Annotated in this window: 19 protein-coding genes; 14 read left to right on the top strand and 5 right to left on the bottom strand. The window is 58.8% G+C overall.

The genetic code is table 11. From position 1 onward, the window contains the following. Position 1 precedes the first annotated feature (1 nt). The 4 genes from HY30_RS16075 to maiA are packed head-to-tail and all read left to right on the top strand — an operon-like array spanning position 2 to position 4,471. Complete coding sequence (locus HY30_RS16075; protein ID WP_034743058.1) at positions 2-1,042, top strand: arginine N-succinyltransferase; 1,041 nt, start codon at positions 2-4, stop codon at positions 1,040-1,042. After that, positions 1,042-2,496: a succinylglutamate-semialdehyde dehydrogenase gene (astD, locus tag HY30_RS16070; protein WP_034743057.1), complete on the top strand. Its 1,455-nt coding sequence runs from the start codon at positions 1,042-1,044 to the stop codon at positions 2,494-2,496. The genes HY30_RS16075 and astD overlap by 1 nt, the downstream gene beginning before the upstream one ends. After that, positions 2,493-3,812 (top strand): N-succinylarginine dihydrolase, encoded by a 1,320-nt coding sequence (locus HY30_RS16065; RefSeq protein WP_034743056.1) that lies wholly within the window; start codon positions 2,493-2,495, stop codon positions 3,810-3,812. Before astD ends, HY30_RS16065 begins: the two co-directional genes overlap by 4 nt. A 17-nt stretch (positions 3,813-3,829) precedes the next feature. Further along, positions 3,830-4,471, top strand: coding sequence for a maleylacetoacetate isomerase (gene maiA, locus HY30_RS16060; RefSeq protein ID WP_034743054.1), 642 nt, complete (start codon positions 3,830-3,832; stop codon positions 4,469-4,471). Position 4,472: 1 nt separating this feature from the next. Here the strand turns inward: maiA and HY30_RS16055 are convergent, their stop codons facing one another. The 3 genes from HY30_RS16055 to HY30_RS16045 are packed head-to-tail and all read right to left on the bottom strand — an operon-like array spanning position 4,473 to position 6,630. Beyond that, positions 4,473-5,306, bottom strand: coding sequence for a hypothetical protein (locus tag HY30_RS16055; protein WP_034743052.1), 834 nt, complete (start codon positions 5,304-5,306; stop codon positions 4,473-4,475). Positions 5,307-5,333: 27 nt separating this feature from the next. Next, positions 5,334-5,717: a DUF6285 domain-containing protein gene (locus HY30_RS16050; protein ID WP_034743050.1), complete on the bottom strand. Its 384-nt coding sequence runs from the start codon at positions 5,715-5,717 to the stop codon at positions 5,334-5,336. Position 5,718: 1 nt separating this feature from the next. After that, the gene (locus tag HY30_RS16045; RefSeq protein ID WP_422120001.1) at positions 5,719-6,630 is read right to left on the bottom strand and encodes a phosphotransferase family protein; all 912 of its coding nucleotides are present in this window, start codon (positions 6,628-6,630) and stop codon (positions 5,719-5,721) included. Between the two features lie 172 nt (positions 6,631-6,802). Here HY30_RS16045 and HY30_RS16040 point away from each other — a divergent pair, with 172 nt between their 5' ends. Next, the gene (locus HY30_RS16040; protein WP_034743048.1) at positions 6,803-7,519 is read left to right on the top strand and encodes a DUF502 domain-containing protein; all 717 of its coding nucleotides are present in this window, start codon (positions 6,803-6,805) and stop codon (positions 7,517-7,519) included. Positions 7,520-7,533: 14 nt separating this feature from the next. On the opposite strand, the gene recG is transcribed toward HY30_RS16040, so the two are convergent. Next, positions 7,534-9,606 (bottom strand): ATP-dependent DNA helicase RecG, encoded by a 2,073-nt coding sequence (gene recG / locus HY30_RS16035; protein ID WP_034743045.1) that lies wholly within the window; start codon positions 9,604-9,606, stop codon positions 7,534-7,536. A gap of 99 nt (positions 9,607-9,705) precedes the next feature. On the opposite strand from recG, the gene HY30_RS16030 reads away from it, so the two are divergent. Then, entirely contained in the window at positions 9,706-9,966 is a 261-nt protein-coding gene (locus HY30_RS16030; RefSeq protein ID WP_034743032.1) for an FAD assembly factor SdhE, read from the top strand. Between the two features lie 47 nt (positions 9,967-10,013). Continuing rightward, the gene (mfd, locus tag HY30_RS16025; protein WP_034743029.1) at positions 10,014-13,475 is read left to right on the top strand and encodes a transcription-repair coupling factor; all 3,462 of its coding nucleotides are present in this window, start codon (positions 10,014-10,016) and stop codon (positions 13,473-13,475) included. Here the strand turns inward: mfd and HY30_RS16020 are convergent. Next, the gene (locus HY30_RS16020; protein WP_034743021.1) at positions 13,472-14,731 is read right to left on the bottom strand and encodes a nucleotidyl cyclase domain-containing protein; all 1,260 of its coding nucleotides are present in this window, start codon (positions 14,729-14,731) and stop codon (positions 13,472-13,474) included. The two genes, mfd and HY30_RS16020, sit on opposite strands and share 4 nt — an antisense overlap. 115 nt (positions 14,732-14,846) lie before the next feature. Here HY30_RS16020 and HY30_RS16015 point away from each other — a divergent pair, with 115 nt between their 5' ends. From HY30_RS16015 to HY30_RS15985, 7 genes are all read left to right on the top strand, one after another. Then, positions 14,847-15,944: a CaiB/BaiF CoA transferase family protein gene (locus HY30_RS16015; RefSeq protein ID WP_034742999.1), complete on the top strand. Its 1,098-nt coding sequence runs from the start codon at positions 14,847-14,849 to the stop codon at positions 15,942-15,944. A 252-nt stretch (positions 15,945-16,196) separates the two neighbouring features. Beyond that, positions 16,197-17,441 carry a dipeptidase gene (locus tag HY30_RS16010; protein WP_051615583.1) on the top strand — a complete coding sequence of 415 codons (1,245 nt, stop codon included), beginning with the start codon at positions 16,197-16,199 and terminating at the stop codon, positions 17,439-17,441. Between the two features lie 122 nt (positions 17,442-17,563). Beyond that, positions 17,564-17,749: a 50S ribosomal protein L32 gene (gene rpmF, locus HY30_RS16005; protein WP_034742997.1), complete on the top strand. Its 186-nt coding sequence runs from the start codon at positions 17,564-17,566 to the stop codon at positions 17,747-17,749. 110 nt (positions 17,750-17,859) lie between these two features. Then, positions 17,860-19,140, top strand: a complete 1,281-nt coding sequence (eno, locus tag HY30_RS16000; RefSeq protein ID WP_034742995.1) for a phosphopyruvate hydratase — start codon at positions 17,860-17,862, stop codon at positions 19,138-19,140. Positions 19,141-19,182: 42 nt separating this feature from the next. Further along, positions 19,183-19,482: an FtsB family cell division protein gene (locus HY30_RS15995; protein ID WP_081812311.1), complete on the top strand. Its 300-nt coding sequence runs from the start codon at positions 19,183-19,185 to the stop codon at positions 19,480-19,482. A gap of 66 nt (positions 19,483-19,548) precedes the next feature. Next, positions 19,549-20,562 (top strand): pyruvate dehydrogenase (acetyl-transferring) E1 component subunit alpha, encoded by a 1,014-nt coding sequence (gene pdhA, locus HY30_RS15990; RefSeq protein WP_034743317.1) that lies wholly within the window; start codon positions 19,549-19,551, stop codon positions 20,560-20,562. After that, the gene (locus HY30_RS15985; RefSeq protein WP_034742991.1) at positions 20,563-21,960 is read left to right on the top strand and encodes a pyruvate dehydrogenase complex E1 component subunit beta; all 1,398 of its coding nucleotides are present in this window, start codon (positions 20,563-20,565) and stop codon (positions 21,958-21,960) included. It begins immediately after the preceding gene. The last annotated feature ends 1 nt before the right edge of the window (position 21,961 follow it).

The following is a 21,961-nucleotide window of genomic DNA, read 5'->3' as shown; positions in this document are numbered from 1 at the left end:
CATGCCGCCAACCTACGTCATGCGACCTTCACGGCTGGACGATCTTGGCGCGCTTATGGATCTTGCGCGGCAATCAGGTCCCGGATTTACAAGTCTTCCCGTCGATGAGGCCATTCTCCATGAGCGTCTCGAGAAATCGGAGCGCGCTTTCCATAGTCGTCAGAAGCGGATCGAATACGGCAAGTACCTCCTGATGATGGAAGACACAGGAACCGGAGAAGTGGTCGGTTGTTCTGCTGTCAAAGCCGGAACCGGCATTGACCAGCCTTTCTTCAACTATCGCGTCATTACCCTCGCGCAAGCCAGCCATGCGGCTGGTGATATGCGCTTCGATATGGATGCGCTTATCCTGACGAATGAATATGTGGGCTATACGGAAGTCGGCACACTGTTCCTGCAATCTGGGCATCGTGGCGGCGGGGCAGGGCGCCTCGCAGCGCAATCACGTTACCTGTTGATGGCGGCCGCGCCGGATCGTTTCAGTGAGCATGTTCTGGCTGAATTGCGCGGCGTTGTGGACGAAACAGGCAAGTCACCCTTCTGGGAATGCCTCGGGCGTCATTTCTTCCGCATGGACTTTACCGAGGCCGATCGGTTGTCGGCGACAACTGACAATCAGTTCATCCTCGACTTAATGCCGAAATATCCCATCTATGTTGACCTGCTGCCACCCGAGGCACGGGAAGTTATCGGGCGTTGCCATTCCGATGGTGTGGGCGCCTACAAGCTGCTTCAATGGGAAGGATTCCAGTTCGACAGGACTGTAGACATTTTTGATGGCGGCCCGCTCGTAGCGGCGCAAAAGCGCCACATCCGCACAATTCAGGAAAGCCGTGTTGTCACGTTGCGTGCAGGAGATGTTTCCGGGCGAACAGATGCTTTGCAAGGACTTGTGTCGAGCGATGCACTACCAAATTTCCGGGTTTCACTGGCAGACGTGGTTGTCGAGGAAGACGATGTGGCGATCATATCGCCCGCAATTATTGAAGCCCTTCAATTGGATCCCGGCGCGAAGGCGCGGATCTGGCTACGGAGCAAGTAATGGCACTGGGTGTTTATATAGACGGAAAATGGTCTGAAGGCAGCGGACCACGTTTTGCGAATGCCTGCCCGGCAAGCGCAGAAATAGTCTGGGAGGGCAATGCGGCCGGCCCGGAAGATGTCGCAGCTGCGATCGCCTCCGCGCGAAAGGCCTTCGGGCACTGGTCAAGGCTGCCTCAGAGCGACCGTACGCCTGTGCTTGAGCGCTATGCAGAAGAAATCGCGAAGCGAACCGACGCGATTGCCGAAACGATCAGCCGAGATATGGGCAAGGTTCTGTGGGAGACGCGGGCCGAAGCCGCGACCATGAAAGCAAAGGTTGCCGTTTCGATTGCTGCGCAGAATGAACGTGCGGGCTCCAAATTCGAGACGGCTCCTTTTGGCTCATCACACCTGACCCATCGGGCGCATGGCGTGATGGCCGTGTTTGGGCCATTCAATTTCCCCGGGCACCTTCCTAACGGCCATATTGTTCCAGCTCTGCTTGGAGGTAACACCTGCGTGTTCAAGCCATCAGAACTTGCGCCTGGTGTGGCAGCATTGATGGCGGAGGCTTTTGAGGCCGCAGGACTGCCCGAGGGGTGTCTCAATATTGTTCACGGCACACGCGAGACGGGCGGGGCGCTACTTAATGCCGAAATTGACGGGCTCTTGTTCACCGGTTCTGCCAAGACTGGCGTGTTTTTTCACAAACATTTTGCGGGCCGACCGGAGGTCATTCTTGCGCTTGAAATGGGGGGCAACAATCCGCTCATTATCTGGGATCCTGCGGATGTCGAAGCTGCAGCGGATATCGCCGCGCAATCGGCTTTTCTGACGACGGGTCAGCGCTGCTCCTGTGCGCGGCGCATCATCCTGCCTGAGGGAAAATTTGGTGATGCCGTGGTCGATGCGATGGTTGCGCGCGCCAAGGGGTTGAAGATCGGCGCTTGGGATGAAGAGGGCGTCTTCATGGGGCCGCTTGTTTCTGAAAACGCTGCCCATGCTGCAACTGACTTCCAGATGATGTTGTCTAAGGCAGGCGGCAAACCGCTGCGCCGTTTGAAACGCATGGATCGCGGTGGCGGTTTTGTCACGGCAGGCGTCATTGATATTACAGAGGCCCACCACATTCCCGACGAAGAATTGTTTGGTCCGCTGATGCAGGTGATCCGGGTCAAGACTTTTGATGAGGCGATCCAGCGCGCCAACGCGACGCGCTATGGCTTGTCCGGCGGTCTCGTGAGTGACGATGATGCGCTCTGGGTTCAGGCCCACCGCGAGATGCGGGCCGGCATCCTGAATCGCAATCGCCCGACGGCAGGTGCAAGCGGGTCCATGCCTTTTGGCGGTCCGGGCCTTTCCGGCAACTTCCGCCCCGGCGCCTATTATGCGGCTGATTATTGCGCCTGGCCGCAGGCAAGCCAGGTGTCAGACAAGGCTGAACGCCTTGGTGCACAGGGCTTCCCGCAATGAGCGCCTATGAGGTCAATTTTGACGGCCTGATTGGCCCGTCCCACAATTATGGCGGCCTGTCTGACGGCAATCTGGCGAGTGCGACACATGCTGGTGCGGTCTCGAACCCGCGTGAAGCTGCGCTGCAAGGGCTGGAGAAGATGCGAACCTTGCTCCAGCAGGGGCTCATACAGGGCGTGTTGCCGCCCTTGCCACGGCCGAACTTCGATTTTCTCGTATCCGCGGGATTCCACGGCACAGACGCGCAAATCATCGAATCGGCTGCGCGGGTCGCCCCGCATCTTCTCAAGGCGGCCTATTCAGCGAGCAATATGTGGACCGCGAATGCGGCAACGGTTTCGCCGTCTGCCGACACAGCTGATGGTCGTCTCCACCTGACGACGGCCAATCTGTCCACGATGCTCCACAGGAGTATCGAACATCCGGATACGACGGCCACCCTGATCACTTTGTTCGACAATGAGGAGTGTTTTGCGGTTCACTCGGCGCTGCCGATGCATAGTGATTTTGCTGATGAAGGCGCGGCAAATCATGTCCGCCTTTGTGCGGAGCACGGCGCTATGGGCGTTGAACTGTTCGTATATGGGCGCCAGGCAGGTGAGAGCACGGTTGGCTTTCCAGCGCGGCAAAGCCTGCTGGCCAGTGAGGCCATTGCGCGGTCGCATGGGCTGGATGGCACCAGAGCGGTCATGGCGCGACAGTCTGCCGCTGCGATCAATGCGGGTGCTTTCCACAATGATGTCGTTTGTGTCGGCGCGCTGGATACGCTCTTCTTCCATGAGCTGGCGTTTGAAGACACAAGCGGTACGCTTGAGGCCATTCGCCGTGCTGCGGACGGATTGTTCGAGCTCAAACCTGTCATGGTTTCGAATGCCGACGTGCCGATTGAAGATGCGATCAAGTCTTACCTTTTCAACTCGCAACTTTTGCAAATACCTGGTCAGGACCGGCTCGTGCTGGTTGCGCCAGTTGAAGCGCAAGAGATGGATTCCACACGTGCGTTTTGTGAGCGCATGGTGGATGGCAATGGTCCGATCGGACATGTCGAGTTTGTGGACGTGCGTCAGTCCATGCGGAATGGCGGTGGCCCCGCGTGCCTTCGCCTGCGTGTCGTCATGACCGAAACGGAAATTGATGCCTGCCATCAGGGCGTGCTGCTTGATGACCAAGCCATTGATGAGCTTCAGGATGTGGTCCGCGCGACGTATCGTGATCGTCTGGCGCCTGCGGATCTGGCTGATCCAGCTTTCGCCGATGAATGCCGCACGGCACGCGAGCAGCTGCTCGCCGTTCTTGACCTTGAGTCGCTTGCCTGACCCCCTGGAGTGATCGAATGCTGAAACTGTATGACTATTGGCGGTCTTCGGCGGCCTATCGCGTGCGCATCGCGTTGAACCTCAAGAATGCGAGCTATGATAGCATTCCGGTCAACATAGCGCCCGGCAAGGACGAGCAGTTTGCCGATAAGTACAAGCACCTGAACCCGCAGATGCGCGTACCCACAATCGAACAGGATGGGCGCATTTCGGGCCAATCGCTCGCCATAATCGAATGGCTGAGTGAGTCATTGCCGGGACCCTCCCTGTTGCCGGAGGACGCGTGGACACGTCTTCAGGCTCGTGCTTTCGCAAATACGATTGCCTGCGATATTCACCCGCTGAACAACCTGTCGGTTCTGGCCACGTTGCGGAAGGATTTCGGCGCTGACGAAGCGGCCGTGACGCGTTGGTATCATGACTGGATCCGACGCGGGTTCGAGGCGCTTGAGCGTATCGCGCAGGATCTGCCACCGGCCGCACTGCTCTTCAGCGATGCGCCAACCATTGCGGAAATCTGCCTTGTGCCTCAGGTGGCCAATGCCCGTCGTTTCGATATGGACCTGTCAGATTTTCCGCGCCTGCGGGAGGTTGATGCAGCGTGCAAGGTGATCGATGCCTTTGCTCGCGCCGCGCCGGAAGCCCAGCAGAAACCCTAGCCTAGTTTTCACTTGCCTCAGGCTTTGGGTCAGTTTCACCAGGCCGGCGAATATCGATGATTTCGACCTCTTCCAGCGCGCCGAGGGGCTCCGCTGTCTTGGCGACATTGGCTTCCAGCCATTCCTTGTAGCCGGTGAGGTTGTCGCCAGCGATTGGTTCGTCCTGCGAGACGATCATCATGCCGTCCTGTCGTCCAATTTCGACAACCGGCTGGCACGTTTCAGCTTCTGCGTATTGTGGCGGGCAATAGGCCAGGAAGTTGCTGGCTGTATTCTCCGGACCGGCGATGGACGAGAATAGGGCGTCATCGCCACGGGCACGTGTCAGGCGAAGGAAACCTCCAAACCTTTCTCTCAGACTTTCGTCGTCAAGGATGGGAGCGAGCATTTCCGGGGGCAGGGGGTGATCGGTTGCGATCACGAAGGCGCGGCCACGATTGTGATCGTCGAGATAGGACTTCAAGGCTGCAGAGAGGTCTGTTGCGGCGTTAGCTTCGCGATAGAGCGGGGCGTAGACCGGGCCAATAACCGATAGCGATTCGGAGAGCCGCTTGGATTGCTCCACAGCTCTGTCAGTTTGTGAGGAAATCTGGGTTTGTGACCGAGGCGCGAGTCCATCATCGGGCCCGACCAGAATCACGTCCACGGCCCAGCCCTCCGCCCAAACAGCGGGGGGCATTTCCGGCGGCAGTGCAGCCCAGCTGTCATTGGTTCTATAGTCGAAGGCTGGCAAGGCGATCAGATCACCTTGATCGCGGAAGGTTCTATAAGCCCATGGCCCTAGTCCGACACCAACTACAACAATGATTCCGACGATAAGAAGCGTGCGTTTCATGTTGGTTCCCTGCCTGTCGCGAGACGGTCAGCGGGGTTCGGAAAGCGCCGCCTTGAGTCCGGAATAGTTTGGTTGATCTATAGCCAACTGGGAGATTGTGGTTGTTTTTAGATGCTTGAACAACCCTGGCGTCGCAGCATCGAATTGCCCATCCCTTATGCGGGTGCAAAGCTCCCTGTTCATCGCAGCGAGATCAGCATTTTCCGGAGCGTCCAGCAGGCTCCGGAGGCGCTCGGCTTCAGACGCTTCAGCTGCGGGCCTCTGTTCGAGCTCTCTTAGAAGCGTTGCAAGTACGTTGGAGGCGACCCTTGCATGAAAGGCCGCGTGACCTGTCAATTGGGGGGCGGCCGCATCGTCGATAAATGACTTTACGGCGGCGACCAATTCGCTGGGGGAGGGCGCATCATGCATCTCAAACAGCTCCTTCAAGAAGGTTTAAGAGGTCAATCTCAGTTTCCGAGACTCGCCGTCCAATAGCGGCGCGTTCCACGCTCGGGTCACCCCCTGAGCGGTAGGCCTCGTACATGATCATGCACATGATACCCCATTTGAGGCTGCCCAGCATTTCCCACCAGTCAATGTCATGCGGCTCGAACCGGGTGCCGCCGGCTTTCGCGTACGCCTCAAGCAATACGTCCAGCTGGCCGAAGCCACCCACGCGGTTTTCGATCTGGCCGAAGCGCCATGAATTCACGCATATCCAGGCAATGTCCTCTCGAGGATCCCCTATGTGCGCCAGTTCCCAGTCAAGCACGGAGGCAAGCCCTTGCTCATCGACAATCAGGTTCCCCAGCCGGAAATCGCCGTGGACCAGCACTGCTGGTTGGGGCGATGGCTGGTGTTCCTTGAGCCAAGCGAAAGCCAGCTCGAACACGGGCCTTGGCAGGTCAAAGTTTCGATAGATCGTCTCATATTTGCGGATCTGATCCATGCCATCGCTACGCGGCAGGTCTGGCAGTTTCTCCATGTCGATTGCATGAATGCCGGCAAGCGCTGCGCCGCATTGTTCAGAGAGGCGTGTCCGGGCGGTTTCATAGGCTGCGTCGCGTAGAAGCTTTCGGCCGATGGTTTCACCATCGATGCGGCGCATGATGAATGATTCGCCCAGATCACTGCCTGGCTCAAAGACGCCAAGGACACCGGGCACGGGTACGCCAGCGGCGTCTGCGCACGCCAGCAGCATGGATTCCATGCGCAAGGTTATGGCCTCAGAAGACCGGGCTACGGCTTCGCCGCCGGGTGCCCTGCGTAAAATCAGGCGTCTGGTTTTGCCAGCCACGACCACTTCAAAAGCCCAAGTCTCCTGACTTGCGCCGCCGGACAAGCGCTTCAAGTCAGCTATATGGGCCGCGTCACCAAAATCGCGGCGGGCCCAGCTTTCCAAAGCTCTTTCAATCTGTTCATTACTTCCCATCTTGGCCACAATTACGCGGAACAAGTGAATCGCCAAGGTCTGACCCAGAGTAACCTTGAGAATTGCCTATCGGAGATGCCTCATGGCTCGAAGGAACGACCCCGAGGGTGGCTTGCCGCCGCCCGACAAGGCCCCCACGCAAAGTCTCTTTGCGTGGCTCAGGGGGCGCTTTTTCGCGGGCATGGTGATCGCTGCGCCGATCGCCGTGACCTTCCTGATTCTCCAGTTCCTCATCGGCGAGATCGATAAGCGCGTCGTGCCGCTGATTCCGGCTGCGCTGAACCCGGAGACCTATCTTAAATACGCGGTTCCAGGGTTCGGATTGATCGTGCTGGTCGTTTTCCTGACCATTCTCGGTGGTATCGCAACGAACCTGATCGGCCGGTCCGTCATAGGTGTGGGTGACCGTATTCTCAGCCAGGTGCCGATCGTCCGTTCGCTCTACTCCGCTTTCAAGCAGCTGGTTGAGGTATTCGCGAAAGACAATACAGACCAGTTCAGCGAAGTGGTGCTGATCGAGTATCCGAAGACAGGAACCTGGTGCCTCGGCTTCGTTTCCTCACCCGCCAAGGGCGAAATCGGCGCGACGCTTGGCGGGGAGTATTTGGGCGTTTTCGTGCCGACGACGCCGAACCCGACTTCGGGCTTCCTGATGTATGTCGATGCGAAGGAAGTCATCCGGCTGAAAATGACCGTAGAGGAGGGCGCAAAGATGATCCTGTCCGCAGGACTTGTTGTTCCCGAATTTCCACCCGCCCCCAAAGCGGACTCGAAAGCCCCCAAGAAGATCCTTCCATAGGGTTGGAACGGGGACTAGCTGCCGCTGCCCGTTTCGATCTTGGGGGTCAGAAGTTCCCGCACGAGCCTCAGGGATTGCCCCCGGGGTCCGGCAAGGTCTGGGTCAGACTCAACGACAGCCGTTGCGTCTTTCTTGGCAATGGCGAGCAGATCTGCGTGGCGTGACAGGTCAATCACGCGGTAGTCAGTTGCGCCTGCCTGGCGCAGGCCCAGCATGTCGCCGGGGCCACGCAGCTTGAAATCGGCCTCCGCGATTTCGAAGCCGTCTTCTGTACGACGCAGGGTTTCCAGTCGCTCGCGCGCTGTTTCGCCCAGCGGAGGCCGATAGAGTAGCAGGCAGAAGGAAGGCTTGTCGCCGCGCCCGACACGACCGCGCAGCTGGTGCAATTGGGCCAGGCCAAATCCCTCGGCGCGCTCGATGACCATGATCGTGGCTTCGGGCACATCGACGCCGACTTCAATCACGGTGGTGGCAACCAGGATACGGGTGCGGCCCGTCCGGAAATCTTCAAGCGCAGCGTCCTTTTCGGTCGGTTTCAACCGCCCATGAACCAGCCCAACCGGCACGCCCAGCTGGTCCTTCAGCGCGGCATGTCGCCCCACGGCGGTCGAATCATCGTCATCGACATCCACCTTTGGGCAGACCCAAAATGCCCGCTCGCCGCGCCGGATGGCGCGTCCGACAGCGTCGATAACCTCGTCCATTCGTGTGTCAGGTATGGCACGCGTTTCAACCGGTTTACGGCCTGCCGGCTTCTCATCGAGGATGGTTACGTCAAGGTCGCCATGAACGGCTTGGGCCATGGTGCGTGGGATGGGTGTGGCGCTCATGACAAGCATGTGCGGAGATATGCCCTTGCTGACGAGGCGCATGCGATCCTGCACACCGAACCTGTGCTGCTCATCGACGATGATCAGCCCCAGATTGCGAAATGATACTGACTCTTGAAACAGGGCATGGGTACCGGTGACAATCTGGATTGAGCCGTCCGCGATGCCCATGAGCGTGCCCTCACGCGCGGCTCCCTTGTCGCGACCGGTGAGCGAGGCGACGGAATAGCCGAGTGGCGCGAGAAGCCCATCCAGCGTCTCGTATTGCTGGCGAGCGAGCACTTCGGTTGGCGCCATGAAAGCAGACTGGAAGCCTCCGGAGACGGCCTGGACCGCCGCCATTGCTCCCACGAGAGTCTTGCCAGCGCCCACATCGCCTTGAAGCATGCGTCGCATGGGCGACTGGCTCGACATGTCCTCACTGATCTCTGCCACAGCGCGCACCTGCGCGCCTGTCTGCTGATAGGGCAGGGACCGCGCCAGCCGCGACTGTTCCACGGGAGCTTTAGGTATCGGCGGCGCTTTCCGGCGCTTTCGGCTGGCGCGTGCCAGTGCAAAGGCGGATTCCCGTGCAATGGCTTCATCATAGGCGAGCCGGGTCCGCGCTGCTTCAAATGCGGCTTCGTCGTAGCGCACGGGGGCATGCAGCCCGCTCAGAGCGCTGCGAAAGCTCGGCCAGCCTTTTTGTGCCACGAGGTGCGGGTCACCCCATTCAGGCAAGTCATCCGGAATGCTTTCCAGTGCCTGTACGGCGAGCGTATGCACACGCTTGTTGGTGAGTCCGGCCGTCAGCCCATAGATCGGTTCGACCTCCGGTGGCGGATCGCCCCGCTTAGGGTCCACGATATAGTCGGGATGGGTCATCTGGCGTTCGCCATTGAAGTCATCGACACGGCCAGAAACTATACGCGTCGAGCCGATCGGGAACTGCCCCTGAAGCCATCTTCCATCGGCACGGAAGAAGGCCAGCGTCAGGAAGCCTGTTCCGTCGAACAGCTGTATCCTGTGAGGCGCCTTGTCAGAATAGGGTGCCTGATAGGCGTGGACCTCGCCGCTTACCGTCGCGACCTCACCAAAGACGACCTGATCAAAGCCCTCGCGGACGCGCCGGTCGACCCAGCGCTCGGGTAAATGCAGCAACAGATCCCAGAGTGTGTCGCCATCCACCAGTCGCTCCAGCAGCGGCTTCAGCTTCGGACCCACTCCGGACAGCGTTTCCAGCCCTGCAAACATAGGAAAAAGTCGCTCGTCTCGCATCCCAAAACTCTAGGCGCGCCCGCCCGCGCACACAATGCGTGGTTTACCTGTCCCGCGCGCAGCCTATATCCTGCAGAGCAGACAGGTCTGGAGCTATTCATGGAAACAAGACGCCGAAAACTCACGTTCCGAGCCTGGCGGCGCGGTTTCCGCGAGATGGATCTCTATATGGGATCCTTCGCGGATAAATTCCTTCCGGATTTCAATGAGGCCGAGCTGGACGAGTTTGCGCGTCTGCTGGATGTGCCCGATTGGGAAGTCTATGCGTGGCTCATTGGCCAACAGGAAGTGCCTGACAATCACAAGGGGCCGGTGCTGGACCAGCTCATCGCTTTCCGCTACGCCCCGCAGGCTGGCTGAGCGAGTCAGTCCAGGCGCTTCAATCAAATTCTCTGCAAAAGATCAGGATGACACCCGCCGACCTTCTAAAGTCCTTGAGCGGCCCCGCCAGCTTTGCAGGCGCACCCTTCGGTGCGGACCTGATCGCATTCTGTAATGCCCTTGTCGCACGAGGCGGAGTTGGCCTTTACGTTACACGCGACGACAAGAGTGCCAATACGGCCCGGCGCCTCGCGCAGTTTATCACGCCACGCCTCGACAGTATCGACATACCTGGGTGGGACACACTTCCCTATGACCGGATCAGCCCCTCTCCGAGCGTCGCAGCCCGCCGTTGTGCAGGGCTTGCCCGGGTGGCCCGCCATGACGCCTCGCAAGGCCCCCTCCTGGTTGTCACGACGGCCACATCGCTCGTCCAGCGTGTGCCCCCTGTCGCGACCCTTCGGCGCGCGTCCTTCTCCGTTTCAATCGGCCAATCAGTCGCTCAGAAGGACCTGACAGACTATCTCGCGGTAAATGGCTATGTTCGCGCCAGTACAGTGCGCGAACAGGGTGAATTCGCGATCCGGGGCGGTATTATCGATATCTTCCCGCCGACGGCTGGCGAGCCTTACCGCCTCGACTTCTTCGGCGACACGCTGGAGACGCTGCGCACGTTCGATACCGAGACGCAGCGCTCGACTGGCGATGCGCGGTCGGTCGCTTTCGCGCCGGTCAGCGAAGTCCTGTTCGATGACACGATCCTTAGCGGTTTCCGGGAGCGCTATCTGGCCACGTTTGGACCGCCCTCCGGTGACCAGATGTACGAATCGGCCCGCGCCTCCATCCGGCGACAAGGTGTTGAGGCCTGGCTTCCGCTCTTTCATGACCATCTGGAAACACTGTTCGACTATGTCGGCGATAAAGCGCTCATCGGCCTCGGACACCTTGCGCCTGAATCGGCTTTCGAGCGCCTTACACAAGCGCTTGATTATTATAACGCCCGGCTCGACGCTGCTGGTGGCGATGCCCACTCGGCGCGCGTACTCGCCCCACCGACCCTCTATGTCGAGCCAGACGAAATTGACCAACTGCTCGCAACGCATGCTGTCGTGAAATTCAGCCCGGCTGAAGCGTCAGGCGGTGCCTATGACATGGGCGCCCGCATTGGTCGGGACTTTGCCCCCGAACGTCTCCGGTCCGACGAGAACATCTTTGAGGCCGCCATTGCACATGCGCGTGCACTCTATGCGTCTGGCAAGCCCGTCGCCTTCGCAGCCTGGTCAGCTGGCTCTGCAGATCGACTCATCAATGTCATGGCAGATCATGGCCTGCCTGATCTGGCGCAGGTCCATTCACTTGAGGCGGCGCGCAAGACGGACTTCACTGTTGTCGAGATACCGCTCGAGTCGGGCTTCGTTACGCCCGACATTGCCGTCATCTCCGAGGCGGACATTCTTGGTGACCGCCTCGCAGCACCGCGCCGCCGCCGCAAGACGGCCAGCTTCATCACCGATGCGACGGCGCTTTCTCCAGATGATCTTGTTGTCCATGTTGATCATGGTGTTGGGCGCTATGTCGGCCTGAAGACGCTGGAACTGACAGGCGCGCCGCACGATTGCCTTCAGCTGGAATATGCTGGCGGCGACATGATCTTCCTGCCGGTCGAGAACATCGACCTGATCAGCCGCTATGGCTCAGAAGAGTCTGAAAGCCAGCTGGACCGTCTCGGTGGAGCTGGCTGGCAGACGCGCAAGGCCAAGGCCAAGAAACGCATCCTTGAGATGGCGGCTGAACTCATGGCTGTGGCTGCCGAGCGGGCTCTGAAACGCGCAGAAGCGCTGTCGGCAGGGCAAGGCATGTATGAAGAATTCGCGGCGCGCTTCCCCTACGAGGAAACGGATGACCAGCTGAATGCTATCGAGGACGTTCTGGGCGATCTCGCCTCGGGCCGTCCGATGGATCGACTCATCTGTGGCGATGTCGGTTTTGGCAAGACAGAGGTCGCCCTGCGGGCCGCCTTCATGGCTGCGATGAGCGGCAAGCAGGTCGCGGTCATCGCGCCAACTACATTGCTCGCCCGTCAGCACTTCAAGACATTCTCGGAACGTTTCGCTGGCTGGCCGCTCAAGGTTCGTCATCTTTCGCGGCTGGTTGGTCAGCGGGAATCCGTGGAGACGCGCGACGGCCTTGCCGATGGCAGCGTTGACGTGGTTGTCGGCACGCACGCGCTGCTCGCCAAAGGTATGGATTTCAAACGTCTTGGCCTCCTCATCGTCGATGAGGAGCAGCGCTTCGGTGTGAAGCACAAGGAACGCCTGAAAGAGCTGAAGGCGGACGTGCACGTACTGACGCTGTCGGCGACGCCCATTCCGCGGACTCTTCAGATGGCGCTCACGGGGATTCGCGATCTCTCCATCATCGCCACACCGCCCGTGGACCGTCTTTCTGTTCGGACCTACATCACGGAAGAGGACACGGTCACGTTGCGCGAGGCGCTCCTGCGCGAGAAGTATCGCGGCGGCCAGGCTTTCTTCGTCGCACCGCGTATCCAGGACCTCGACAAGCTCGAGCAGTTCCTCTCGACGCAGGTTCCTGAAGTATCCTTCGTTGTGGCGCACGGCCAGATGGCAGCTGGCGAACTCGAAGACATCATGAATGCCTTTTATGAGGGCAAGTATGATGTCCTTCTGTCGACCACGATTGTCGAAAGTGGCCTGGACATACCTCGCGCCAACACACTTATTATCCACCGCGCCGATATGTTCGGTCTGGCCCAACTTTACCAGCTACGCGGCCGTGTCGGGCGATCGAAGCTGCGCGCCTATGCCTATTTTACGACGCCGCGCGATCGTGTCGTCACCGAGATGGCCGAGAAGCGTTTGAGGATTCTCCAATCGCTGGATAGTCTGGGCGCTGGCTTCCAGCTTGCCAGCCACGATCTTGACATGCGGGGCTCTGGCAACCTGCTGGGTGACCAGCAATCTGGTCAGGTCCGCGAAGTGGGCGTGGAGCTCTATCAGTCCATGCTTGAGGATGCTGTGAAGGCACTTCAGGCGGGTGCACGCGGCGAAGACGACGTTGTGGATGACTGGTCTCCCCAGATTAATCTCGGCGTCGCCGTACTTATTCCTGAAGACTATGTCGAGGACCTGACGATCCGCTTGTCGCTTTACCGGCGTCTCGCAGATATCAGTACGGCTGAAGAGCGGGAGTCCTTTGCTGCGGAGCTTATCGACCGTTTCGGTCCACTGCCTGAGCCGACACGTCAGTTGCTTGAGGTCACCGCCATCAAGGTCCAATGCAAGGCGCTCGGTATTTCGAAGCTGGATTCGGGCATAAAAGGGGGTGTATTCGCTTTCCGTCCAGATACAATCATGGATCCTGCGCGCCTGATGGAACTCGTCCGGACACGTCCGAATGTCCTCAAGCTGCGGCCTGATTCCAAACTGGTCCATTCCGGTCTTGGGGGAGAGCCTGAGCGTCGTCTCGTGGCCGTAAAGGCCTTCTTGAAAGAGCTGGAAGCCGTGGTGGGCCGCGTGTCAGCCTAGGCGGCTTCTAAGCGCATGAACGGTCCCGAGAGACCAGCGTCGAGGAACGTCTTGGCGGAATGATAGGCGCGTTTTTCAACCACGCGCCAGCTAAGCACCACATCCGACAATGAAGGCTGTTCCGAGAGATGGGTTGCAATGCGCGTCGCCAACCTCGCCCCGCCCCGATAAGGCGTTGCTGGCAGGGAAATGCCGAAAATGCCCGCCGACAGTGCGGCCGCACAGTCGGTTTCCCGTAAGAGTGGCTGAAGACATGCAGCAAACGCTTTTAGTATCTGGCGCTCTGTTCGCCTCTCGCCGGTCAGTTTGAGCGTAACAAGGCTTAGAGGTTCAGCGCGTCGGTCGGCCGCACGTAACTGGCGCTCGACATGGGATTCGAGAAAACGCCGGGAGAAAAGCCCTGTCGCCAGGTCCCGTGCAGTTGAGGCGAGAGCTGTCGTCGGGCTCACTGGACGCATTGAATAATATTTCCAGGCCAGCGTTTCGATGCGGTTTGCGACGTCTGCAGCCGGGTCTTGGCATTCAATGACTTCGTCTGCATGCGCCTGGATCGATTGCATTGCTTCGGATGCCTGACTGTTCCCGTTTACCAGCGCAAAGACCGGAACGCTGCTGAGCATGTCGCCATCCGGCGCTCCGCCCGCATACGCCGCCTCGAGTGCCTCTTCTGAGGTCAAGTCATACAAGGCTGCCGCGAAACGACGGCTGGAAAGGTAGTCGCGTACCGTGCTTTGGGAAATCGCGGCCGTCAGAGACACCCCTCGTGATTTGAGCGCTCCCTGCAACGACAGGAATAGGGGGGATCCCTCGCCGACATAGATAAGTTCAGGGGGAGAGTCAGAAGAAGAGACCAACGGAGTCATTCCGAATTCGCGCGCTGTTTCTGCCCGGATGGCGACTTCCGTGTTACGCGCTTCGCGTCGAGCCAGCGCTGCGAGACGGCCTTTGAGCATGGCAAGGTCGCGGTCGCGCCGCAGCGTGATCACGTCAGAAAGATTGAGGCCGGCATCCGCCACGTCGAGAATGACTATCGGGCGCGACAGGCCCATCATACCGGCCCGAGCGCATTGCTCCAAGGTTGTGCGCGAAACGCTGGCGATATCAACGAGCAGGGGATCTGTGGAATTGAAGTCCAGGGGTTCGCTTGCCGCATACGGCCTCATACCACTCGAACGCATCCGCGAGACGATTGATTCGAGGCGAGGGCTGGTCGCAGCGATTTCGATAGGCGGGTCCAGATAGGACATATCAGACATGAAACACTCAAAACGCTTCGAAGGGCGACGCTAGGACACCCCTTTCTTTTGCGCGTTCGACACTTAATGTTCCGCTAATCAGGCCTAAAGGGCCCTAATTGAACGGGAGAGAATGATGGCAAGCGGGCCACTGGACGGTGTCAGGATTGTTGAGTTTGCAGGGATTGGCCCCGGGCCGTTCTGCGGCATGTTGCTGTCGGATATGGGCGCAGACGTTATCAGGATCGACCGGCCAGGCGATGGTAAGCCGGGACGCGCTGCCGATGTGATGAGCCGTGGCCGTCGCTCCATCAGCCTGAATCTCAAGGATCCGGCCGATGTCGAGACGGCCCTGAAACTGATGGAGAAGGCTGATGGCTTGATCGAGGGCTTCCGCCCCGGCGTCATGGAGCGCAATGGCCTTGGCCCCGATGTCGTGCTCGGGCGCAATCCGAAGCTTGTCTACGGTCGCATGACCGGGTGGGGCCAGTACGGTTCGCTTTCGCAGGCGGCAGGGCACGATCTCAACTATATCTCACTCACGGGCGCCCTCTATGCGATGGGCCGCAAGGGCGAGCGTCCAAGCCCGCCCCTGAACCTGGTCGGGGACTATGGTGGCGGCGCACTCTATCTCGCCATGGGTCTTCTTGCCGGCATCGTGAACGTCAAGAATGGCGGCAAGGGACAAGTTATCGATGTCGCCATGACGGATGGCGCGGCCTCTCTTGCGACCATGTTCTTCGGTATGAAAGCCATGGGCGTTTGGACCGATGACCGCGAATCGAACCTGCTCGATGGCGGCGCCCACTTCTACGACACATATGAATGCAGCGACGGCCAATGGGTTTCGATCGGCTCCATCGAACCGCAATTCTATGCGCTTCTGCTGGAAAAGGCCGAGATCACCGATCCGGAATTCAAGTCGCAGATGGACCGCTCCAAATGGGGCGACCTGAAAGCCAAGCTGACGGCGATGTTCAAAACGAAGACACGCGATCAATGGTGCGAAATTATGGAAGGCACCGATATCTGTTTTGCGCCGGTCCTTTCGATGGCGGAAGCGCCGAACCACCCACACAATGCCGAACGCAAGACGTTTGTCGAAGTTGAGGGCGTGATGCAGCCTGCGCCTGCCCCCCGCTTCTCCGGCACGCCTGCGGAGATTCAGCGGCGCCCGGCGGGGCTAGGCGAGCATACCGAGGAAATCCTGCGCGACTGGCAGGTCAGCCGTTAAGTGAACTGCGGTACTATTCGCGTCTCAGGTGAACGGAACATAACAGCTGGTCACCGCGCCGTTCAGGTTGCACGCGCTATAACCATAAATGTCGGTGCCGCGTTTTTAGGCTATTTGCCCGAACAAAGCCCGACGTCCTTCTTGCTTTACCTCGGCCGTCCTTCGGGGCGGCCATTTTCTTGCGCTGTTGCAGTTTAGCGATATGGTCGCCCTCATTCAAACGAGTATGAGGGCTGAAAATTGAAAATTGCGATGACGAGCATACTGGCGTTTGCCCTGGTGGCCTGTTCCCAGCAGAAGGCCCCTGCGCCAGCCGAGCCGGAAACCGCTGAGACACCTAAAACGGCAGTAGAGATCCACGATGAGATGCTGGTACTCGATACGCACCTCGATACGCCTGCCAACTTCTCAAAGGCCGATTTCGACATCATGGCCGATAATCCGAGCGTCCTCGGCAGTGTTCAGGTCGATTTGCCGAAGATGACCCGGGGCGGGCTCGACGGCGGCTTCTGGGTAACATTCACCCCGCAAGGTCCAATGGACCCGGCATCCTATGAGGCTGCGAAACAGGCGGCCCTGACACGCAATCAGGAAATCCATGATATGGTCGCGGCTCATCCTGAATCATTCGAGCTCGCTTATACATCCGACGATGCTGCCCGAATCGCTGCCTCCGGCAAAAAGGTCGTCTATATGTCGATCGAGAACAGCTATCCGCTCGGCACGGATATCGGGATGGTTGAGGAATTCTACAATCGCGGCGTCCGGATGATCGGTCCGGTCCACTTCCGCGACAACCAGTTCGCTGACAGCTCAACGGATCTCGGTGCCAATGACTATGGTGGCCTGAGCCCGCTCGGTGAGGAACTGGTCAAGGAAGCCAACCGACTCGGCATGATCCTCGACGGCTCGCACGCATCTGATTCGACGGTAGATGACATGATCGAATTGTCGACGACGCCGATCATCCTGTCTCACACAGGCGTGAAAGCGGTTTACGACCATCCGCGCAACATTGACGATGATCTGATGCGGAAGGTCGCCGATGACGGCGGCGTTATCCAGATCAACGCCTATGGCAGCTATCTGGAGCAACTCACTCCAACTCCGGAGCGCCAGGCTGCGCTCGACGAGATGCAGAAGGAATTCGAGGGCATTTCGCCAGCGACTGCCGATACTGAGACCCGCGACCGCTACATCGCCAAAATGGAAGAAATTGAGGCCAAATTCCCGGCGCCCCGGTCGACTTTCGAGAAATTCCTCGAGCACATGAATCATGCGCTTGAGGTTGTCGGGCCAGACCATGTCGGTATGGGCGCTGACTGGGATGGTGGCGGCGGCGTTACCGGCATGGAAGACGTGTCTTTCCTGCCAAAAGTGACGGAAGCCCTGCTGGCGGAAGGCTATTCCGAGGAAGACATCCAGAAAATCTGGAGTGGCAACATGCTGAAGCTGATGAAGCAGGTGGAGGATGCAGCAGCGCCGAAATCAGAATAGGGAAGGGGAATGCAGAATTCGCGGGTTTGGTGATGTTCAGACCTTGCAAAGCCCGTTGGGCGTCTGTATGAGGCCCGTTCCAATTCAATCGCTGAAAATGCGCAACAAACCGGATACCTGTCATGGCAGTTCCAAAGAGCAAGATCTCCAAGTCCCGCCGCGGCATGCGCCGTTCGCATGATCGGCTTGATATGAACACCTATATCGAGGACGCCCAGTCGGGCGAGCTTCGCCGTCCGCACCATATCGACCTGAAAACCGGCGTTTATCGCGGTCGTCAGGTTCTTGAGCCGAAGGACGACATCTAGTCAGGTTGCGCATTTGCGCGCACAAGACTAAGGCTTCCAGCGCCTCCCGCCGTCCGGCAGGGGGCGCTTTTTACATCTGACATAATGCCTAAGAGGGAAACCAGACTGCCATGAGCGAGATCATCGACATTCACGCCCGCGAAATTCTCGACAGCCGGGGCAACCCGACCGTGGAAGTTGACGTTACGTTGGAAGATGGCTCGACAGGCCGCGCAGCGGTTCCTTCGGGCGCCTCCACGGGGGCCTACGAGGCCCACGAACAGCGCGATGGCGACAAGTCCCGCTACGGCGGTAAGGGCGTCCTTGGGGCAGTTGATGCCGTAAACGGCGAGATCTCGAATGAACTCGAAGGGATGGATGCCACTGACCAGCGCCTGATCGACATGATGATGATCGATCTGGATGGCACTGAGAATAAGTCCCGCCTGGGCGCCAACGCGATTCTGGGCGTGTCGCTCGCTGTGGCGAAAGCTGCCGCTGAAAGTGCTGCCATGCCGCTTTACCGCTATATTGGCGGCGCCAATGCCCGTGTCCTGCCAACGCCGATGATGAACATCATCAATGGCGGCGCACACGCGGACAATCCGATCGATATCCAGGAATTCATGATCATGCCGGTCAGTGCCGAGAGCATGGCGGACGCTGTGCGCATGGGCGCCGAAGTTTTCCATTCGCTGAAGAAAACGCTGCATGATGCAGGTCATAATACCAATGTCGGCGATGAAGGTGGCTTCGCGCCCAATATCGGCTCTACGGATGAGGCCATCGGCTTCATCATGAAAGCCATCGAAAAGGCCGGGTATGCGCCCGGCGAAGACATTGCGCTGGCACTCGATGCGGCTTCGACCGAATTCTACAAGGATGGCAACTATAACCTCGCCGGCGAGAGCAAGATTCTGGGTTCAGAAGAATTCGCGAAATATCTCGCCGATCTTTGCGGTCGTTATCCGATTGTCTCAATCGAAGACGGCATGGCTGAGGATGACTGGGATGGCTGGGTCGCATTGACCGAGATGATTGGTGATCGTGTTCAGCTCGTCGGCGATGATCTCTTCGTCACCAACCCCGAGCGCCTGTCTATCGGCCTCCAGAAGGGCGCTGCGAACTCGATCCTGATCAAGGTCAACCAGATCGGAACGCTTTCCGAGACGTTGGATGCTGTCGAACTGGCGCACCTCCACGCCTATACGGCCGTCATGTCTCATCGCTCGGGCGAAACCGAAGATTCGACAATTGCAGACCTCGCTGTCGCCACCAATTGCGGGCAGATCAAGACGGGATCCCTGTCGCGTTCGGACCGAATCGCTAAGTACAACCAGCTCATCCGTATCGAAGAAGAACTGGGACCGATCGGTATTTATGCCGGTCGCTCGCGCATCAACGCCGCATAGCGCAAACGCACGGTTAACCAATTGTCGTTACAGCTGGGCCTCATGGTATCACGCCTTGAGGCCCTCGGGCTAAGCCTTCTCGTGCTCTACTTTGCCTACCACGCCTTCGCGGGGGAGAAGGGTCTTGGCCGTTGGTCAGATGCCCAGCTGGAGCTTGAAGATCGCAAGGTCGAGCTCGCCAAGATCGAGACGGATATATCGCGCCTGCGCACCGATATCCGCAGACTTACACCAGGCTCTGTGGATCCGGACTTTGTAGAAGCGCTCGCACGCGATAAGCTGGCATTCGTATATCCAAACGAAATCGTCTTGATGACGTCAGAACGTAGCGTTGCAAATTGACATAGATGTTCTGACTTGTCTCTGCGGAAATGCGCAGACATAAGACTCGCAGGGATGGAGCACTATATGGCAACGAAACCGAAAGGTGCCAAAAAGGCACCTTCAAAAGCAAGCAAGGCAGAGCTGCTCGAATTCTATCGGGCCATGCTGTTGATCCGAAGATTCGAAGAGAAAGCCGGCCAGCTTTATGGCATGGGCAAGATCGCGGGCTTCTGTCATCTTTATATTGGTCAGGAAGCGGTCGTGACCGGTATGCAGGCCTGTCTAAAGGATGGCGATCAGGTCATTACCGGTTACCGCGATCATGGTCACATGCTCGCATGCGGACTGGACCCAAAAGGCGTTATGGCCGAACTGACCGGACGCAGCGGCGGCCTGTCCAAAGGCAAGGGCGGTTCGATGCACATGTTCAGCCGCGAGAAGAATTTCTTCGGGGGTCACGGGATTGTCGGCGCCCAGGTGCCGCTGGGTACCGGCCTGGCCTTCGCAAATAAATACAAAGGTGGCGACAATGTCAGCCTGGCCTATTTCGGCGATGGCGCTGCCAACCAGGGGCAGGTTTACGAATCCTTCAACATGGCTTCACTTTGGGACCTGCCGGTCGTCTACGTGATCGAAAACAATCAGTATGCGATGGGTACGAGTGTCGCGCGCGCCTCGGCCGAGGTCGAGCTATACAAGCGCGGTATCAGCTTTGAGATTGAAGGCGAAGCCGTCGATGGCATGGACGTGCTTGCGGTAAAGGAAGCCGGCGAAAAGGCCGTCAAATACGCGCGCTCCGGCAAGGGCCCCTATATCCTTGAGATGAAAACCTATCGCTATCGCGGCCATTCCATGTCCGACCCGGCAAAATACCGCAAGCGGGAAGAGGTCGACGACATCCGAACGCATCATGATCCGATTGAGGGTCTCAAGGGCCAGATTATCGAGGCGGGCCATGCAACCGAAGACGAGCTCAAGAATATCGACAAGGAGATCAAGGGCATCGTGAAAGACGCTGCGGACTTTTCACTCGAGAGCCCGGAACCGGATGCCTCCGAACTCTGGACGGATGTCCTGCGCGAAGTGGAGGGTGTGTAAATGTCAGTCGATATTCTTATGCCCGCCCTCTCGCCGACCATGGAAGAGGGAACACTCTCCAAATGGCTAAAGAAGGAAGGCGACAAGATTGCCTCCGGTGACATCATTGCCGAAATCGAAACCGACAAGGCGACGATGGAAGTCGAGGCCGTCGATGAAGGCGTGCTCGCCAAGATCCTCGTTGCTGAAGGCACTGAAGGCGTGAAGGTCAACGCTGTGATCGCGGTGCTCGCTGAAGACGGCGAAGATGCAGGCGACGTGAAGCCTAAATCCAATGGCGCTGCCGCCCCCGCCAAAAGCGATGCTGAGCCAGTCGCGAAAGAAGAAAAACCGGAACCAAAGGCGGATGCGGAAGCTGCACCAGCTGCACCTGTCCTTTCCGATCCTTCCATCCCCGAAGGCACAAGCTTCACGGATACCACAGTGCGTGACGCCCTTCGTGACGCGATGGCCGAAGAGATGCGCCGCGACGAAACAGTGTTCGTCATGGGCGAAGAGGTCGCTGAATATCAGGGCGCCTACAAGGTCACCCGTGAACTGCTACAGGAATTCGGCGCGCGCCGCGTCGTCGATACGCCAATCACGGAACATGGTTTTGCAGGCCTTGGTGTTGGCGCCGCCTTCGGTGGCCTCAAGCCCATCGTCGAGTTCATGACGTTCAACTTCGCCATGCAGGCCATCGACCAGATCATCAACTCGGCGGCCAAGACGCTCTACATGTCGGGTGGCCAGATGGGTTGTTCCATTGTGTTCCGCGGTCCGAACGGTGCTGCGTCCCGCGTCGGCGCGCAGCATAGCCAGGACTACGCTTCCTGGTACGGCCATGTGCCCGGCCTGAAGGTGATCGCGCCTTATGACGCGGCCGATGCAAAAGGCCTGCTCAAGGCGGCCATCCGCGATCCGAACCCGGTCGTCTTCCTTGAGCACGAGCTGCTCTACGGCACGAGTTTCCCTGTGCCGGACCTCGACGATCACATCCTTCCTATCGGCAAGGCGGCTGTGAAGCGCACCGGCACGGATGTGACGCTGGTGGGTTACTCTCGCATGGTCGGCTTTGCGCTGCAGGCTGCCGACGAATTGGCTGAGCAGGGGATCAGCGCCGAGGTCATCGACTTGCGCTCCATCCGCCCACTCGACACCGCCACCGTCATCGAAAGCGTGAAGAAGACCAACCGTCTCGTTACGTGCGAGGAAGGCTGGCGTTTCATGGGCATCGGCGCCGAAATTTGCGCCTCTGTCGTTTCCGACGCTTTCGACTATCTCGATGCCCCGCCGGCCCGCGTTCACCAGAAAGACGTGCCGCTGCCTTACGCTGCCAATCTCGAAGCCATGAGCTTGCCCGGTGTCGCTGACATCGTCGCAGCGGCCCGCAAGGTATGCTACGTGGATCAGGAGTAGC

This window comes from Hyphomonas chukchiensis, assembly GCF_000682695.1.
In the GTDB taxonomy this organism is placed as follows: domain Bacteria; phylum Pseudomonadota; class Alphaproteobacteria; order Caulobacterales; family Hyphomonadaceae; genus Hyphomonas; species Hyphomonas chukchiensis.
The sequence above is the reverse complement of the archived record's forward strand: the minus strand, read 5'-3'. Positions and strand labels throughout refer to the sequence as shown.